Source organism: Helicobacter pylori (assembly GCF_014498195.1).
GTDB classification, from domain to species: domain Bacteria; phylum Campylobacterota; class Campylobacteria; order Campylobacterales; family Helicobacteraceae; genus Helicobacter; species Helicobacter pylori_DO.
The window spans coordinates 42,301-59,088 of the sequence record NZ_JACTGH010000002.1 but is presented as its reverse complement, the minus strand read 5'-3'; the positions used below and the strand labels follow the sequence as shown (position 1 = coordinate 59,088).

At 38.9% G+C, this 16,788-nt stretch carries 14 protein-coding genes, 1 tRNA gene and 1 pseudogene; 9 read left to right on the top strand and 7 right to left on the bottom strand.

Annotated features, from left to right (window positions below):
• Positions 1 to 151: 151 nt before the first annotated feature.
• From H7N67_RS01405 to H7N67_RS01395, 3 genes are all read left to right on the top strand, one after another.
• Positions 152 to 1,897, top strand: a complete 1,746-nt coding sequence (locus H7N67_RS01405; protein WP_187938811.1) for a bifunctional metallophosphatase/5'-nucleotidase — start codon at positions 152 to 154, stop codon at positions 1,895 to 1,897.
• A 212-nt stretch (positions 1,898 to 2,109) separates the two neighbouring features.
• Entirely contained in the window at positions 2,110 to 3,807 is a 1,698-nt protein-coding gene (tlpB, locus tag H7N67_RS01400) for a methyl-accepting chemotaxis protein TlpB (RefSeq protein WP_187938810.1), read from the top strand.
• Between the two features lie 33 nt (positions 3,808 to 3,840).
• Positions 3,841 to 4,623 carry a glycosyltransferase family 2 protein gene (locus H7N67_RS01395; protein ID WP_187938809.1) on the top strand — a complete coding sequence of 261 codons (783 nt, stop codon included), beginning with the start codon at positions 3,841 to 3,843 and terminating at the stop codon, positions 4,621 to 4,623.
• Here the strand turns inward: H7N67_RS01395 and H7N67_RS01390 are convergent.
• The 3 genes from H7N67_RS01390 to tlpA form a co-directional block, all read right to left on the bottom strand.
• Positions 4,606 to 5,367 carry an outer membrane beta-barrel protein gene (locus H7N67_RS01390; RefSeq protein ID WP_187938808.1) on the bottom strand — a complete coding sequence of 254 codons (762 nt, stop codon included), beginning with the start codon at positions 5,365 to 5,367 and terminating at the stop codon, positions 4,606 to 4,608. The genes H7N67_RS01395 and H7N67_RS01390 overlap by 18 nt on opposite strands.
• 109 nt (positions 5,368 to 5,476) lie before the next feature.
• Positions 5,477 to 6,583, bottom strand: a complete 1,107-nt coding sequence (locus tag H7N67_RS01385; protein ID WP_187938807.1) for an epoxyqueuosine reductase QueH — start codon at positions 6,581 to 6,583, stop codon at positions 5,477 to 5,479.
• Positions 6,583 to 8,610: a methyl-accepting chemotaxis protein TlpA gene (gene tlpA, locus H7N67_RS01380; RefSeq protein ID WP_187938806.1), complete on the bottom strand. Its 2,028-nt coding sequence runs from the start codon at positions 8,608 to 8,610 to the stop codon at positions 6,583 to 6,585. The genes H7N67_RS01385 and tlpA overlap by 1 nt, the downstream gene beginning before the upstream one ends.
• Positions 8,611 to 8,812: 202 nt before the next feature.
• Between tlpA and thrC the strand changes: the two genes are divergently transcribed.
• Positions 8,813 to 10,273: a threonine synthase gene (thrC, locus tag H7N67_RS01375; RefSeq protein ID WP_187938805.1), complete on the top strand. Its 1,461-nt coding sequence runs from the start codon at positions 8,813 to 8,815 to the stop codon at positions 10,271 to 10,273.
• Between the two features lie 104 nt (positions 10,274 to 10,377).
• Complete coding sequence (locus H7N67_RS01370) at positions 10,378 to 11,091, top strand: hypothetical protein (protein ID WP_187938804.1); 714 nt, start codon at positions 10,378 to 10,380, stop codon at positions 11,089 to 11,091.
• 121 nt (positions 11,092 to 11,212) lie between these two features.
• On the opposite strand, the gene H7N67_RS01365 is transcribed toward H7N67_RS01370, so the two are convergent.
• Positions 11,213 to 12,157, bottom strand: coding sequence for a D-2-hydroxyacid dehydrogenase (locus H7N67_RS01365; protein ID WP_187938803.1), 945 nt, complete (start codon positions 12,155 to 12,157; stop codon positions 11,213 to 11,215).
• A gap of 72 nt (positions 12,158 to 12,229) precedes the next feature.
• Between H7N67_RS01365 and H7N67_RS01360 the strand changes: the two genes are divergently transcribed.
• From H7N67_RS01360 to futC1, 3 genes and pseudogenes are all read left to right on the top strand, one after another.
• Complete coding sequence (locus tag H7N67_RS01360) at positions 12,230 to 12,760, top strand: hypothetical protein (protein WP_001125758.1); 531 nt, start codon at positions 12,230 to 12,232, stop codon at positions 12,758 to 12,760.
• Between the two features lie 98 nt (positions 12,761 to 12,858).
• A pseudogene (locus H7N67_RS01355) lies at positions 12,859 to 13,316 on the top strand (O-fucosyltransferase family protein).
• Positions 13,313 to 13,753: an alpha-(1,2)-fucosyltransferase FutC1 gene (gene futC1 / locus H7N67_RS01350; protein WP_187938801.1), complete on the top strand. Its 441-nt coding sequence runs from the start codon at positions 13,313 to 13,315 to the stop codon at positions 13,751 to 13,753. Before H7N67_RS01355 ends, futC1 begins: the two are co-directional and overlap by 4 nt.
• A 21-nt stretch (positions 13,754 to 13,774) precedes the next feature.
• Here futC1 and H7N67_RS01345 read toward each other — a convergent pair whose 3' ends face one another.
• The 3 genes from H7N67_RS01345 to H7N67_RS01335 all read right to left on the bottom strand — a co-directional run bounded on the left by H7N67_RS01345 (position 13,775) and on the right by H7N67_RS01335 (position 15,722).
• The gene (locus tag H7N67_RS01345; protein WP_187938800.1) at positions 13,775 to 14,605 is read right to left on the bottom strand and encodes a DNA-methyltransferase; all 831 of its coding nucleotides are present in this window, start codon (positions 14,603 to 14,605) and stop codon (positions 13,775 to 13,777) included.
• Entirely contained in the window at positions 14,599 to 15,426 is an 828-nt protein-coding gene (locus H7N67_RS01340) for a type II restriction endonuclease (protein ID WP_187938799.1), read from the bottom strand. The genes H7N67_RS01345 and H7N67_RS01340 overlap by 7 nt, the downstream gene beginning before the upstream one ends.
• Positions 15,427 to 15,630: 204 nt before the next feature.
• A tRNA-Ser gene (locus H7N67_RS01335) sits at positions 15,631 to 15,722 on the bottom strand.
• Positions 15,723 to 15,851: 129 nt separating this feature from the next.
• Here H7N67_RS01335 and fabD point away from each other — a divergent pair.
• Complete coding sequence (fabD, locus tag H7N67_RS01330) at positions 15,852 to 16,781, top strand: ACP S-malonyltransferase (protein WP_001199015.1); 930 nt, start codon at positions 15,852 to 15,854, stop codon at positions 16,779 to 16,781.
• The last annotated feature ends 7 nt before the right edge of the window (positions 16,782 to 16,788 follow it).

Sequence of the window (16,788 nt, the reverse complement as noted above, 5' to 3'; positions counted from 1 at the left end):
GAATGGGGGAATGATCTTTACTCCCCTATCCCCTTACCCGTTTTACCCATTTACCCCCTTATCCGTTTTAGGCGTTGCATGCCAATCAAAATATCAGCGTTAATTTTATGTAAAAATAATGTTATGAAGATTTTTTTATGGAAGGATTTCAATGAGGAAGTTAATTTTATTCATCTTTTTAACGCTAACACTTTCAGTATCTGCAAAAGAAGTCAAAATCGTGTTTTTAGAAACTTCAGACATTCATGGGCGGCTTTTTTCGTATGATTATGCGGTGGGGGAGCAAAAACCCAATAACGGCTTGACAAGGATTGCGACTTTAATCAAAAAGCAAAGGGCTGAGAATAAAAACGTGGTTTTGATTGACAGCGGGGATTTGTTGCAAGGCAATAGCGCGGAGTTGTTTAATGATGAGCCTATCCACCCGCTAGTTAGAGCCGAAAACGATTTGAAATTTGATATTCGTGTGCTTGGCAATCATGAGTTTAACTTCAGTAAAGATTTTTTAGAAAAGAATATTAAGGGGTTTAATGGCGGTGTCGTGAATGCGAATATCATTAAGACTGCGGACAATAAGCCGTTTGTGAAGCCTTATGTGATTAAAAAAATTGATGGCGTGAGGGTGGCGGTTGTGGGGTTTTTGGTGCCGCATGTCCCAACTTGGGAGGCTTCTACGCCTGAACATTTTGCAGGGTTGGAGTTTTTGGACGCTGAAGAAGCGTTGAAAAAGACCTTGAAAGAGTTAAAAGGGAAGTATGATATTTTGATTGGCGCTTTTCATTTGGGGCGAGAAGATGAGAAAGGTGGCGATGGGATACCGGATTTGGCGAAAAAATTCCCGCAATTTGACATCATTTTTGCCGGGCATGAGCATGCGGTTTATAACACCAAAGTGGGAAAGGTGCATACCATTGAGCCTGGAGCGTATGGGGCTTATCTGGCAAAGGGCGTGGTGGTGTTTGACACTAAGACGAAGAAAAAAATCGTAACGACTGAAAATTTACCCACAAAAGATGTTCCAGAAGATGAAGAATTAGCGAAAAAATATGAATATGTGGATAAAAAATCAAAAGAATACGCTAATGAAGTGGTCGGCGAAGTGACAAAAACCTTTATTGACAGGCCTGATTTTATCACAGGAGAAGAAAAAATCACCACAATGCCAACCGCCGCCTTGCAAGAAACACCGGTGATAGAGCTAATCAACAAAGTGCAAAAATATTACGCAAAAGCCGATGTTTCAGCGGCAGCCTTATTCAATTTTGGGGCGAATTTGAAAAAAGGGCCTTTCAAAAGGAAAGATGTCGCCTACATTTACAAGTTCGCTAATACGCTCATTGGGGTGAATATCACGGGTGAAAACCTGTTGAAATACATGGAATGGTCATATAAATTTTACAACCAGTTGCAACCGGGCGATTTGACGATCAGTTTTAATGAAAATGTTCGTGGCTATAACTTTGACATGTTTTCTGGTGTGAAATACCAAGTTGATGTTACCAAACCCGCCGGGCAAAGGATTATTAATCCGACAATTAACGGAAAACCCATTAACCCTAAAGCGGTCTATAAATTAGCGATCAACAATTACCGATTCGGGACATTATCCACGACTTTAAAGCTGGTTACGGACGCTGATAGGTATTATGATTCTTACGCTGCATTGCAAGATAACGGGCAAATACGGGATTTGATCATCCAATACATCACTGAAGAAAAAGGCGCAAAAGTAACCCCTGAATTGGAGGGTAATTGGGAAATCATCAACTACGATTTCAAAAACCCGTTGCTGGAAAAATTGAGAGAAAAATTAAAAGAGGGGAGCGTCAAAATCCCCACTTCAAAAGACGGGAGGACTTTGAACGTCAAATCCATTAAGGAAAGTGAAGTAAAATAAGATTTTTTATTTTTATTATTTATTCTTTAAGCCTAACTTAAAAAGGAATGTTCTATAATCCTAGATTGTTGGCTTTTCGCTTTTTTCAGCGGTTTTCAAACCACCGGGTTTTAATTTTATTTAGCGCCACTCATTTTTCGGGGGGGGGGGTGCATTTAGAAACTGAACTCTAAAATTAGGGTTTGACTTAAAAATGATTTATTAGGAGATAAATGATGTTTGCTTCAGTATTTGCTTCGCTAGGGACTCGTATTATGTTTGTCGTGCTAGCCGCTCTTTTGGGTTTAGGGGGGCTTTTTATTGGTTTTGTAAAGGTTATGCAGAAAGATGTGTTAGCGCAACTCATGGAGCATTTAGAAACCGGGCAATACAAAAAGCGTGAAAAAACGCTCGCTTACATGACAAAAATTATTGAACAGGGCATTCATGAGTATTACAAAAGTTTTGACAATGCTACTGCAAGAAAAATGGCGCTAGATTATTTCAAACGCATCAACGACGATAAGGGCATGATTTATATGGTGGTGGTGGATAAAAACGGGGTAGTATTGTTTGATCCGGTCAATCCTAAAACCGTAGGCCAATCAGGGCTTGACGCTCAGAGCGTTGATGGGGTGTATTATGTTAGGGGGTATTTGGAAGCGGCTAAAAAAGGGGGAGGCTACACTTATTATAAAATGCCTAAATACGATGGAGGCGTGCCGGAGAAAAAATTCGCCTACTCGCATTATGATGAGGTTTCTCAAATGGTGATCGCAACGACTTCTTATTACACTGACATTAACACAGAAAATAGAGCGATCAAAGAAGGCGTGAATAAGGTTTTTAATGAAAACACCACAAAACTATTCCTTTGGATACTGACAGCGACGATAGCGTTAGTGGTTTTGACGCTCATATACGCTAAATTGAGGATCGTGAAACGCATTGATGAACTGGTCCTTAAAATCAACGCTTTTAGCCATGGGGATAAGGATTTGAGGGCCAAAATTGATGTGGGTGATCGCAACGATGAAATCTCGCAAGTGGGCCGTGGGATCAATTTGTTTGTGGAAAACGCCCGCTTGATTATGGAAGAGATTAAAGGGATTTCCACTTCCAATAAAACTTCAATGGATAAATTGGTCCAAATCGTGCAAGAAACCCAAAAGAGCATGAAAGATTCCTCAACCACCCTAAATTCCGTAAAAAATAAAGCCACGGATGTAGCGAGCATGATGAATGCTTCCATAGAGCAGTCTCAAGGGTTAAGGAAGCGTTTGATTGAAACGCAAGGGCTTGTCAAAGAGAGCAAGGATGCGATTGGGGATTTATTTTCTCAAATCACAGAGAGCGCGCACACTGAAGAGGAACTCTCTAGCAAAGTGGAGCAGCTAAGCCGTAACGCTGATGATGTCAAATCCATTTTGGATATTATCAATGATATTGCCGATCAAACGAATTTATTAGCCCTAAACGCTGCTATTGAAGCCGCAAGGGCTGGTGAGCATGGCAGAGGCTTTGCGGTGGTGGCTGATGAAGTTAGGAATTTAGCCGGGCGCACTCAAAAGTCTTTAGCCGAAATCAATTCCACTATCATGGTGATTGTCCAAGAAATCAATGCCGTGAGTTCGCAAATGAATCTCAATTCGCAAAAAATGGAGCGCTTGAGCGATATGAGTAAAAGCGTGCAAGAAACTTACGAAAAAATGAGTTCTAATTTAAGCTCAGTCGTGTCAGACAGCAATCAAAGCATGGACGATTACGCTAAATCCGGACGCCAAATTGAAGCTATGGTAAGCGATTTTGTAGGAGTGGAAAAAGTGGCTTCTAAAACTTTAGCGGATTCTTCAGATATTTTAAATATCGCTACGCATGTGAGCGGAACGACCATGAATTTAGACAAACAAGTGAACTTATTTAAAACTTAATTAAGGGGGAGTTTATCAAAAAAGAGGGTTGGATTGTTAAAAGTTTCTGTGATCACGGCGTGTTTTAATAGCGAAAAAACCATTGAAGACACCATTCTTTCCGTGCTTCATCAAACTTATAAAAACATTGAACACATCATTATAGACGGGGCTAGCGCGGATAGCACTTTAGGAATCATTCAAAAATATAAGGATAAAATCGCTTGCGTGGTGAGTGAAAAAGATAAGGGCATTTATGACGCCATGAATAAGGGCATAAAGCGTTCTAGTGGGGATATTATCGCTTTATTGAATAGCGATGATTTTTACAAAGACGAGTTTGTGATAGAAAAAGTGGTGCATGAGTTTGAAAACAAAAATTGCGATAGCGTGTATGCGGATCTGGTGTTTGTCAAACCGGATCGTTTAGAAAAAGTGGTGCGCTATTATGAAAGCGGGGAGTTTAGCCCTAAAACCTTGCTTTATGGCGTGGTGCCAGCGCACCCCACGCTTTTTGTCAAAAAAGAAATTTATGAACGCTACGGCTTATACAAAACCGATTATAAGATTTCAGCGGATTTTGAGATGATCATCCGCTTGTTTGTGGTGCAAAAAATAAGCTTTTCTTACTTGAAAGAAGCGTTAGTGGTGATGCGCACCGGGGGGGTTAGCACAAGCGGGTTTAAAAGCCTTTTATTAAGGAATAAAGAAAACATAAGAGCATGCCAAGAAAACGGCATTCAAGCGAATGTTTTTTCCATGCTTTTAAAATACCCTAGGAAAGTGATGGGCTTGTTTAAAAGAGGATCTAAAGGGGGGCTAAAACGAGACGATTAAAGAAAGATTAGCGTTAAATCGTGGTTTGAATCTTTCTTGATGGTTATTGTAGGTGTAAAAAACATTTCTCACTAAAGGCATTTCAATCCCAAACTGCAAAGACAAATAGCCGATAAAATCCACGATAAAACCAAAGCGAAAGGGGGCTTGGAAAAAGGTTTTCTTGGCTCTAGGGATGATTGTTGTGATAGCGCCGGATTTGATCGTATCCACCAATAACACCCCTTGCTCTAAAGCGATTCCTAAATAACTCCTAAAGCGATAAATATTTTTATCCACAAAAATCCAAGAAAAATCTAACGCACCTCCGTAATTTTGCACCATTAGGATTTGAGGCTGGGAGAGCGAAACGGAATGGGAATAGTTATAGACGCTAAAGATTCTAAAACCGACTTTAGGGTGGTTTCTTAAAAAATGCTCCAAGCCCGTAGCGGTATTAAACCCTATGCTATTAGCCATAAGAGTCAAGTTTTGATTAGTGGTTGAATAAGCGGCTTGCGAATAGTTGTATCCAAAAATAAAGAAAAATTTAAGGCTTTTTTCTAAAGCCCTTTTTAAGATTTGCTGGTTTTTATCTAGGATTTTCTGTTTTTCATTGTTTTTATCAAGGGTTAGGGGTTTAGGTTTGTCGTCTTCATTCTTGTTTTTAAAATTTTCTAAGAATTGAGACCAAGTGATTTCTTTAGCTTCTAAAAAGAGTGGATTCAACGATAAAAAGAGATAAACACTAAATAGAGTTTTCAAATACAGCCTTAAACTTTTTGCGGCTATTATGCCTAATTATCTTAAATTGATTTTAAATTACTTGTGCGTTTTACTATAACCCCCACCCACGCACAACGCTTAATTTGGCTTAGAGCAAATAAAACACCTTTTCTTCTTGGAAAATGCTTTTAATTTCCACAAAAAGGGTTTTTTCTATGCGTTCTTCTAGCACAATAATAGGGTTTATGCTCTCGCTCCCGCTCACTAACGCCCTTAAAGACAACTCTTCTTCATAATTTAAGGGGTTAAGGTTTAACTCTTTTAAATTATCGTAGTTTTTTGCCATAAGAGTGTTAAGGCCTTCTAAAGTTAAAAACAAGGTTTCATCTCTTTGGCTATAGCCTACTAGCGCGTTTAAACGCTGGGAAAAAACCCACCTTAAATCGTTGATCCTAACCTTAGCCTTGCTTTTAGAGCGCACTAGAATGTAACAATTCAAGGGGTTTGAATTTTTAGAAAGCCACACGCCTCCACTTAATAAGCGGTAAGTTGCGATCGTTTTTTGGGCTAAAAAAGGCTTATTAGCGTCCTTTTTAGCTGCGTCTAATGTTCTAAAAACTTGCGTCCTTTCTTCAATACTTGCGGGTAAAATCTGGCGTTTTAAAGGCGAGTAAAGCTCAAAGGGGCTTCTGTTTTGGGATTCTTTTTGGATTTTTAAAGCGAATTGGCAACCGCAATAATTTTGCCGATAAAGCTCGTTTTCTCTCGCCAAAGCTTGCAAGTTTAAATCCAACTCGCTCTTAAAATGTTCAAAATTATCGTTTCTAAACACAACAAATTCCAAATTGTGCCTTTGCGCGATGTGTTGCCCCTTGGCGATGAGCTGGTTAGGGTCTTTTTTAGGGCTTGTGAGTAAGGTGGTGGTGAATTTTTCTTCCCCTAATTCAAAGGCTTTCAACGCGCTCGTTTCTAATCGCAAGTCAAAGCATTCAAAACAGCGTTCGCTTTTTTCCCCTAACAATTCCTTACCCTTAGCTTTATCTAAAAATTTTTCTAATTCATAATCGCCTTCAAGCAATTCAATTCCTAGCATCTCGCAAGTGCGTTTCACATCTTCTAAACGCAACAAGTATTCGCTATAAGGGTGGATATTGGGGTTATAGAAAAACCCTACAATTTTTTCACCCGCAAAAGCCTCTTTAGCCTTTTTTAAAAAATACAGGTTATCCACTGAACAGCAAATATGAATGAGCATTAAAACTGCTTTTTATTCACGTCTTCTAAAATATCGTTAGAGACCTTGTCAATTTCTTGACTGATTTCTAACGAATCGCTAGCGATTTTTAGATTGCCCTCAGTAACTGATCTTAAGGCTTCAATAGAAGCGTTGATTTCTTCCACTTCTTTAACCTGGTTTTTAATGCTCTCGCTCGTGTCTGAAATGCTTTGAACAAGAATATTAATATTAGCTTCAATTTCGCTGAGCGATTTTTGCGTCCTTTCAGCGAGTTTCCTCACTTCATCAGCCACCACCGCAAAGCCTCTGCCATGCTCGCCCGCTCTTGCGGCTTCAATAGCAGCGTTTAGGGCTAAAAGATTGGTTTGATCAGCAATATCTCTAATGATTTCTACAATGCTTTTAATGTCTTGCCCTTGTTCAATCATGGCTTCACTTTGAGAGCTCACGCCTTGAATGGAAGTGGTGATATTTTCTATCGTTTTGGAAGTTTCCATCAAGCTTTTGTGTTGGGAGTTTGAAGCCTTTTCTAAATTTTGCACGCATTCTTTTAAATTCGCGCTATCGTTCGCTAAATCTTTGGCAAAATTAGACGAAGTTTCTAGCATTTTTTGGATTTCTTGCCCTAAAGCGTTAGTAACCAATTCCACCCTACCCGAAGCGTTTTGGATCCGGCCTCTAAAATCCAAACCAGAATAGCTTTCAAAGATTTTGAAAATGCTTGGCATGTGAGTCCCCACGCTTTCTTGCAAATAATCCATGATCCCGTTTAGTGCTTCCCTCAATTCTTTCAAATCAGGGCTTGCGGGATCAGCTGTGATGCGCACCGCAAAATTCCCTGCTTTCACGTCTGAAACCACTTTAATGGTGTCTTGGACGGCTTGCCTGTCTTCTTGCATGGTTTTTTGGGTTTGCAAGATATTTTTATTGATCGCTGTTTGCATGCGGCCTAATTCGTCATTAGATCGCGCTTCAATCAATTTAATATCGTTAGAATGGGCTTGATTGTTCAATAATTTAAAGAAATGAGACAAGGTGCTAGAAACGACTTCCAAAGGACTGCTCACGATCGCTCGCATTAAGAGAGTGATCGCTATAATCAAGGCTAACACCATGATAGCGCTCGCTATGATCACCACAAAACGCACCGAGCCCACTTGCTCATAGACCTTGTCTTTTTCAATGATTAAAGCGATCATCCAATTAAGATTGTCTTTACTTTCTGCTTTGCCTAGCATTCTAAAGGTTTCAACGGCTAAAAAATTCTCCTTATGGCTAAAGGGATCCAGGTATTCTAAAGTCGCTTTAGAGCCGTTTTCTAAAATAGCCATCACTTCGTTGGTGGCTTTAGGCACGCTCTTATAAATTTCTGCGATAGATTTGTCTTGCAAACTCTTATTCGCGCTCAAAAGCACTTTACCTTTAACGCCAATTAAAAATAAATCGCTCCTGTTTTTAGTGATTTCATTACTGAAGCTGTCAATGGAAATAAAAATCATCAAAGCCCCTACAACCTCTTGAGCGTTTCCATTCAATAAAGGTAAAAGAATATCAACCCCATAAACTTCCGCCCCATTAGGCATTTTCCTATAATAAGGCAAGCTTTTAGAAATTTCTTTATTTTTCATCGCTTTTTGCACTAAAGGGTTATTCCCTAATGACGGGTTTTCCATCACTTTAATCGTATCGTTATCCCTTAAAAGCGTCAATCTCAAATCCTCTCTGTCTTTAAAAAACATGCTCACCCCAGCGACATGGGAATTGGCTAAAATGAAGTTTTTTAACAAGTTGATTTTGATTTCTCTTTTGGTGTCTTTAGGGAGCATTTCTTTGACAATGCCCATGCTCGTATAGGTGTTTTCCAAAACCCCTTGCACTTCCTTAACCTTAAAATGCAAACTATCTTGCATAGAACGCAAGGTGTTTTCTTTTAAAATCTCTTTCACCCTGCTGTTCAAGGACACCCCTAAAATGCTCACGCACACGATCGCAATCAACGCCACCCACAATATGATTTTATTACCGATACTCAAACCTTTAGACAAAACACAACCTTACTATGATGAATTTTTTGCCCATTTGCGGCAAAATTTTAAACCGCACTATAGTATTATAAGCATAAATCCAAAATTAAACCGGATTAAAAAGACAATCAATCATTCTCATTAAAAAATTGTTTTAAGGTTACATTCGCTCTTTTAGGGTATGCTACGACTTGAAATTATCCAAATATAAAAAGGAATCATTATGCCTTTTGTCCCCACGCGCTCTTTGAAAGAAAAAAAGATTGATTTTATTGAAGCAATATTAAACCCCAACGCCCCCAAAGGCGGGCTTTACACTTTAGAGCGTTTTGAAACATTAGAATGGCAAGATTGTTTGAATCTGAGCTATAACGAGCTAGTGGAATGCGTGTTTGAGCGGTTGGGTTTAGAGATTCCTAAGGGTTTATTGACAGACGCTTTAAAACGCTATGAAAATTTTGATAACCCTAAAAATCCAGCCCCTATTTTTGCGCTCAATGAAAGGCTTTTTGTCCAAGAGCTCTACCATGGGCCTAGTTTGGCGTTTAAAGACATGGCGTTACAGCCTTTAGCGAGCTTGTTTTCTAACCTAGCGGTAGGAAAAAATGAAAAGTATTTAATGCTCGTTTCTACAAGTGGGGATACCGGCCCTGCGACTTTAGAAAGTTTGGCGGGCATGCCTAATGTTTTTGTGGTGTGTTTATACCCCAAAGACGGCACAAGCTTAGTCCAAAAGCTCCAAATGGTTACCCAAAGCGCTAGCAATTTAAAGGTCTTTGGGATCAGCGGGGATTTTGATGATGCGCAAAACGCGCTCAAAAACCTTTTAAAAGACGATGATTTTAACGAGGCTTTAAAAGCGCACCAATTGAAATTAAGCGTGGCTAATTCCGTGAATTTTGGGCGTATCGCTTTTCAAATCGTCTATCATATTTGGGGCTTTTTGGAATTGTATAAAAAAGGTGCAATCAATTCTAAAGAAAAAATCACCCTAGCCATACCTAGCGGTAATTTTGGGAACGCTTTAGGGGCGTTTTATGCCAAAAAAATGGGCTTGAATATTGCTAAAATCAAGGTTGTAACCAACAGCAATGATGTTTTAAGGGAGTTTATAGAAACAGGGCGTTACGATTTAACCCACCGCTCTTTAAAGCAAACTTTCTCGCCGGCTATGGATATTTTAAAAAGCTCTAACGTGGAAAGGGTGCTTTTTAGCCTTTATGGGTTTGAACGCACGCTAGAATTGATGCAAGCTTTAGAAGAAGAGAAATTTTATGCCTTAAAACCTAAAGAATTAGCCCTTTTACAGGAGCATTTTTCTTGCGCGAGCTGCTCAGATGAAGCTTGTTTGAAAACAATCCAAGAAGTTTATGCAGAGCACCAATACCTGATTGACCCCCACACCGCCACCGCTTTAAACGCTAGCTTGAAAACCCACGAAAAAACCCTTGTTTCTGCCACCGCTTCTTATGAAAAATTCCCTAAAACCACCCTTTTAGCCCTAAACGAGCAAAAGAAAAACGATAACGACAAAACCGCCCTAGAAACGCTTAAAAACAACTACAATACCCCAGATAGCAAACGCCTTGATGATTTGTTTGAAAGAGGGATCAAGCACCAAGAAGTTTTAAAACTCAATGAGATCAAATCTTCTATTCTTTTGTGGCTAGAAAACACGCATTAGAGTTTTTTACGCTTTTAACCTTAATAAAAGTTACATTTTAAGTTAAAACACACTATAATTAAATAAACTCTAAACGAAAATTAAACTGAATGAAAGGAGTCTGAATGAAAAAAATCGTTTTAGTAGCGATAGCCTTACTGATAAGTGCTTGCGCGAGCTATAAGATCACGCCTGAACATGTTACATCTTATAATAATGGGATTCAAGTGATGACCTCCACGCAAGCCAAATCTAAAGTCCAGCTAGAAATCGCTCAAAGCAAATTGAAAGGTTTGAATGAATCCCCCTTAGTGCTGTATGTAGCGGCGCAAGTTATAGAGGGAAATCCTGTGGTGTTTAGCCGTAAAGCCATTTCAGTGTCTATCAACCAAACGAATTTACCGGTCTTAAGCTTGAGACAGGTGATGAAATCCAGTTTTGATTTTGAGGGTATTTTACAAAGTTTTAATATTGCCGTGCCGACCACCCCTATTGATAATGTCAATATGATCACCCCGCCTATGTTTTATTACGGGCAAGGGAGTTTTTTAGCTTATAACGGCATGATGTATGGGGGAATGGGCTTGTATGGACCAGGCTTTGGCATGATGATGATGGATGATGTAGAAGAGCAAGAAGTCATGCAAGAAAGTCGCCAAGCTTTAAAAATCCTAGCGATCAATTACCTTAAAAACAACACCCTTAATGTTGAAGGTAAGGCTAAGGGAGGGTTTGTGGTAGTGGATACCAAAAACCTTAAAACCCCGGGTGTGGTGGTGGTTAAAGTCTTTTTAGAAGATGAAATCCACACCTTTAAAATTGATATTTCTAAGATGTAATCATCCCCTTTAATAAAGCCTTTGGGGGTCAATCCACCTTAAAGGCTTTTTTCTTAATGGGTTAAATCTAGCAAGATTGTCTGATAACCATTAAAAACGATTAAACCCCATTTTTTTGCGTTTATTTTTGAGAAGCTAAAAAATCCTGGATATTTTCTTTGGTTTTTTCCACTAAAGTTTTCAAGCTGTCGCTATACGCCCATGCGATATGGGGGGTTAAAAGCAATTTATTTTGGATCTTTGGGTTCAAAAACGCATGATCTTTTTCAAAAGGCTCTTTCACAAACACATCGCTCCCATAATACAAATCTTTGGTTTCTAAAATTCCAGCCAGATCCTTTTCATTCACAATGCCCCCACGCCCCACATTGATTAAAACCGCCCCGTCTTTTAGGCTTTGCAATTCCTTTAGAGCGATTAAATCGCGCGTGCTTTCATTTAAGGGGGCATGAATGCTGATAATATCGCTTGTTGTGAGCAGATCTTTTAAACTCAAACGCTCATACTCTTCTTTTTTATCTTTAGGGGAAAAATACACCACCTTTGCCCCGAAAGCTTGGGCGAGTTTGGCGACTCTTTTACCGATTGTGCCTAAACCAATAACCCCCCATTGACTCCCTTTAATAAGCCCCATTTTAATATCGCTAATGTGCGTAAAAATATCGCTTTGACTATATTCCCCGCTTTTGCAATAATGATCGTAATCATTGATCCTTCCCAGCAAAGACAACGCGCACGCTAAAGTGTGCTGGGCTACGGATTCTGTAGAATAAGCGCTCACATTTTTGACTTCTATGCCTAAAGCTTTCGCGCTTTTTATATCCACATTATCCGTGCCTGTAGCAGTAATGCAAATGAGTTTGAGTTTAGGCAATTGGCTTAAAATTTCTTGAGTGATAACGACTTTATTCAGCACTACAATCTCAGCGTCTTTGCAGCGCTCAACCACTTGATTAGGCGAAGTGATCTCATAAAAATCAAAATCCGCCACTTCTTTTAAAACTTCTAGCGCCTTTAACCCCACGCTTTTAGCGTCTAAGACCACGCCTTTTTTGAATGTTTCCATCTCTTTACTCCTAGATTTAATTTTAAAATTATATAATTAAACCACAAAATCCTTTTTTAAAAGAAACTAAGCATGCCAAAACCCAAGAAAAACACCCTCCCATGTAGCCTTTCTATCAAAATGTCTTATTTCATGCGCTTTCTCATTAAATGGCGCACCCGCTCTTTAAGCCATAAAATGATGACTCTGATTCAAATCTTAAGCATTCTGGCTTTAGCGAGCAAGGCCAGCGAAGATTTAGAAGAGCAACTCAAAAAAATCAAAGCTTACATTTATAGAACCCTAAACGCTAAAATCGCCTCTGATGTGTATAACCGAGTGCTTATTTTAGTGAATGAATATTGCGCTAATGAAGAATTGTTTGATAAAGAGAGCGTTAAAATTTCAGATTTACTCATTCAAGACATTCAGCTTTACGCTTTAGTGGATGAAATGCTTAAAGAAGATAAATACCAAGTCCAGCACACCATTTTAAAGGGCATCATCAAGCGCAAATACGATGAAGCCTACTCGCTCAATAGCGAAGACAGGATTCTTTTAGAATACCAAGAACGCTTACTAGAACCCTCATACGCATCTTTTTCAAATAAAAAATTCAAATGATTTGAAAGCGTTACTTGCCCCACTTTTTAGGCTTTTATTGAAAAAGGGCTTTAAAATGAGCTAAAATTAGCGTTTCATTTGACAAATAAAGGGATTGAATGGCTTTTAAGGTGGTGCAAATTTGCGGAGGGCTTGGGAATCAAATGTTTCAATACGCTTTTGCTAAAAGTTTGCAAAAACACCTTAATGCACCTGTGCTATTAGATATTACTTCTTTTGATGGGAGTAATAGGAAAATGCAATTAGAACTTTTCCCTATTGATTTGCCCTATGCGAGCGCGAAAGAAATCGCTATAGCCAAAATGCAACACCTCCCCAAGCTAGTAAGAGACGCGCTCAAATGCATGGGATTTGATAGGGTGAGTCAAGAAATCGTTTTTGAATACGAGCCTAAATTACTAAAGCCAAGCCGCTTGACTTATTTTTTTGGCTATTTCCAAGATCCACGATATTTTGACGCTATATCCCCTTTAATCAAGCAAACCTTCACTCTACCCCCCCCCCCCAGAAAATAGTAAAAAAAAAGAGGAAGAATACCACCGCAAGCTTTCTTTGATTTTAGCCGCTAAAAACAGCGTGTTTGTGCATATAAGAAGAGGGGATTATGTGGGGATTGGCTGTCAGCTTGGTATTGATTATCAAAAAAAAGCGCTTGAGTATATGGCAAAGCGCGTGCTAAACATGGAGCTTTTTGTGTTTTGCGAAGATTTAGAATTCACGCAAAATCTTGATCTGGGCTACCCTTTTATGGACATGACCACTAGAAATAAAGAAGAAGAGGCGTATTGGGATATGCTGCTCATGCAATCTTGTCAGCATGGCATTATCGCTAATAGCACTTATAGCTGGTGGGCGGCTTATTTGATAAAAAATCCAGAAAAAATCATTATTGGCCCCAAACACTGGCTTTTTGGGCATGAAAATATCCTTTGTGAGGAATGGGTGAAAATAGAATCCCATTTTGAGGTGAAATCCCAAAAGTATAACGCTTAAAGCGGCTTAAAAAAGGGCTTACTAGAGATTTAAATCTTTGATTTTAGATTGTATCTCTTGATAGCGAGCGTCTAATTCTATTTTTCTGTTCATGGATATTTTGATAAATTCGCTTTCTTTTTCTATGCCGATAAATTCCCTTTTCAAAAGATTGGCCGCAATGCCTGTGGTAGAGCTCCCGCTAAAAGGATCGCCAATGAGGGAATTTTCATCGCTCGCCATTAAAAGCAAGCGCACTAATAAAGCGAGGGGTTTTTGAGTGGGGTGCTTGCCATTAACTTTTTCCCAAGGAGCGATCGCTGGGAAATTCCACACATCGCGCATTTGTTTATCATTATTGATCTTTTTTAAAATCTCATAGTTAAAAACATGCTTATGCTTGCGGCTTTTCCTCGCCCAAATGATTTGCTCAGCGGAATGCGTTAAATAACGGCAGCTGAAATTGGGCGGGGGGTTGGTCTTTTGCCAAGTAATGAGGTTTAAAATCTTAAAATCCAATTTTTGTAAAATACGCCCCAAAGAAAAGATGTTGTGGTAAGTCCCACTGATTAAAAGGCTTCCTGTGTTTTTTAAAGCCTTTTTGGCGTTGTTTATCCACTGGTAATTGAACTCATCAATATCATTGACGCTCTCTTCTTTATCCCAATCGCCCTTATTGACGCTCACGATTTTACCGCTCTGTATGCTTAAGCCGTCATTAGAAAGGAAATAAGGCGGATCAGCAAAAATCAAATCAAAAGCGTTTTCAAATTGGGGCAAAACCTCATTGCAATCCCCTTGATAAAGGGTGAAAAGCTGATCTTGGCTTTTAAAAATGGGGTGTGCGATTTCATTAGAATGCGTGATTACCATTTTTGCATCTTTAATATAAAATCACCCACATTGCTCAAATTGTAGATCTCCACAGATTTGTAAGCTTCTTGGAGTTTGTTTTTAGCGTCCAGCCAACCTATGCCATCGGTTATCCAAATAAATTCGTAATTGGGGAATGCTTCAAATTTTAAAGCTAAGTCCTGATAGGATCTTGCTACTTCATTAAGCTTACTCCCACTAATGGTATAAAAATTAGCTTCTATAAAATAAGTTTTATCTTTACCACAAACAACAAAATCAAATTTTTTAATATCATCTCCAAAAGCTTGGCATAAATCCTCAAATTCTCTAATATTTACTTGTTCTTTAAATTGAGCTTGAAAAAAAAGACCGCTAAGATGATTTTCCATGACTTTTCCGCTGCGATTTTTTCTTGCATTGCTATCAAGCCCCACTTCTATACCAAAAACAAAATCATTTAAATCTTTAATATCTCTGTTGCAAAAAATTCGCTCCAACCCCGTTTGACGAATAAACTCATAGACTTTTTCATCATCTTCAAAATAAGAATATAGGGGGTAAAAATTGCCATTAGCATCACGCACTATATCATCTTTATTTCTCACAGCAATGAGAATATTTAAAACATTAAAAGCTTTGGGGTATTCTTTAAAAAGACTTTTAATGCAATTTTTAAGTTCTTTTGTATCTTTCCCAAGTAAAAAATTCAAGTGGTTTAAAGCAATACTTATTTCATTTTTATTTTTGAGACACTTTTGCCAATCGGTGAAAAAATCTAAAGTTCGATTGCTTGTCTTAAGGCTTTTTAAAAAAGTATCAAAGGGCAGATGGTTTTTCATTTTTACTCCGTTTTAATGTTTTTCTTCAATATATATTTTTTGCGTTTTACAACCCTTATAGGGTTAGGCTGGGTGTCTCTCTTCACCCAACCTAAAATTTGTATTTGTAAAATCTGTAAAAGGAGTGTCGTAAAAGGAATGCTTAGAAACTATATGTCTCTTGTTAATACATTCTAAACAAAAAGTTTTTAAAGGCAAAAAGGCTGGCGGACAGGGAGGGATTCGAACCCTCGGTAACCTTGACGGCTACGCATCCTTAGCAGGGATGTGGTTTCAGCCAACTCACCCACCTGTCCTTCAAAAAGTAGAATTATAGTAAAAATAAGTTAAAATAAACCTTAAACTTTAATGGTTTCTAAACAAAACTAAGGGCTTTTATATTACAATCTCAAATTATGGATTAATAAAACTTAAAGGATAACACCATGCAATACGCGCTATTATTTCCAGGGCAAGGCTCGCAATGTATAGGAATGGGAAAATCATTCTATGAGAGCCACACCCTAGCTAAAGAATTGTTTGAAAGGGCCTCTAATGCGCTTAAAGTGGATATGAAAAAAACGCTTTTTGAAGAAAACGAGCTTTTAAAAGAGAGCGCTTACACCCAACCTGCCATTTATTTAGTGAGCTATATCGCTTATCAGTTACTCAACAAGCAAGCAAATGGGGGGTTAAAACCCGTTTTCGCTTTAGGGCATTCGCTCGGCGAAGTGAGCGCGGTGTCTTTGAGTGGGGCGTTAGATTTTGAAAAAGCCCTTAAACTCACGCACCAAAGAGGCAAAATGATGCAAGAAGCGTGCCTGAATAAAGATGCATCCATGATGGTCGTTTTGGGCGTTTCTGAAGAAAGCCTTTTGAGTTTGTGTCAAAGAACCAAAAATGTGTGGTGCGCGAATTTCAATGGCGGCATGCAAGTGGTTTTAGCCGGGATTAAAGACGATTTGAAAGCCCTAGAGCCGACTTTAAAGGAAATGGGGGCTAAAAGAGTGGTTTTTTTAGAAATGAGCGTGGCGAGCCATTGCCCTTTTTTAGAGCCTATGATTTTTAAATTCCAGGAATTGCTAGAAAAAAGCCTGAAAGATAAATTCCATTTTGAAATCATCTCCAATGCGACTAACGAAGCGTATCACAACAAAGCCAAAGCCGTTGAATTATTGAGCTTGCAACTCACTCAGCCGGTGCGTTATCAAGACTGCGTGAAATCTAATAACGACCGAGTGGATGTTTTTTTTGAATTAGGCTGTGGGAGTGTGTTAAAGGGGCTTAACAAGCGCTTAAGCAACAAGCCCACTATAAGCGTGGGGGATAATAAAGGGCTTGATGAAGCCATTGAGTTTTTAGAAGAATACGTGTGATTGGGAG

Coding starts and splice junctions, on each gene's coding strand:
- H7N67_RS01405 (WP_187938811.1), top strand. CDS start 152: ATGAGGAAGTTAATTTTATTCATCTTTTTAACGCTAACACTTTCAGTA.
- tlpB (WP_187938810.1), top strand. CDS start 2,110: ATGATGTTTGCTTCAGTATTTGCTTCGCTAGGGACTCGTATTATGTTT.
- H7N67_RS01385 (WP_187938807.1), bottom strand. CDS start 6,583: ATGCTCATTCATATTTGCTGTTCAGTGGATAACCTGTATTTTTTAAAA.
- thrC (WP_187938805.1), top strand. CDS start 8,813: ATGCCTTTTGTCCCCACGCGCTCTTTGAAAGAAAAAAAGATTGATTTT.
- H7N67_RS01370 (WP_187938804.1), top strand. CDS start 10,378: ATGAAAAAAATCGTTTTAGTAGCGATAGCCTTACTGATAAGTGCTTGC.
- H7N67_RS01365 (WP_187938803.1), bottom strand. CDS start 12,157: ATGGAAACATTCAAAAAAGGCGTGGTCTTAGACGCTAAAAGCGTGGGG.
- H7N67_RS01360 (WP_001125758.1), top strand. CDS start 12,230: ATGCCAAAACCCAAGAAAAACACCCTCCCATGTAGCCTTTCTATCAAA.
- H7N67_RS01345 (WP_187938800.1), bottom strand. CDS start 14,605: ATGGTAATCACGCATTCTAATGAAATCGCACACCCCATTTTTAAAAGC.
- H7N67_RS01340 (WP_187938799.1), bottom strand. CDS start 15,426: ATGAAAAACCATCTGCCCTTTGATACTTTTTTAAAAAGCCTTAAGACA.
- fabD (WP_001199015.1), top strand. CDS start 15,852: ATGCAATACGCGCTATTATTTCCAGGGCAAGGCTCGCAATGTATAGGA.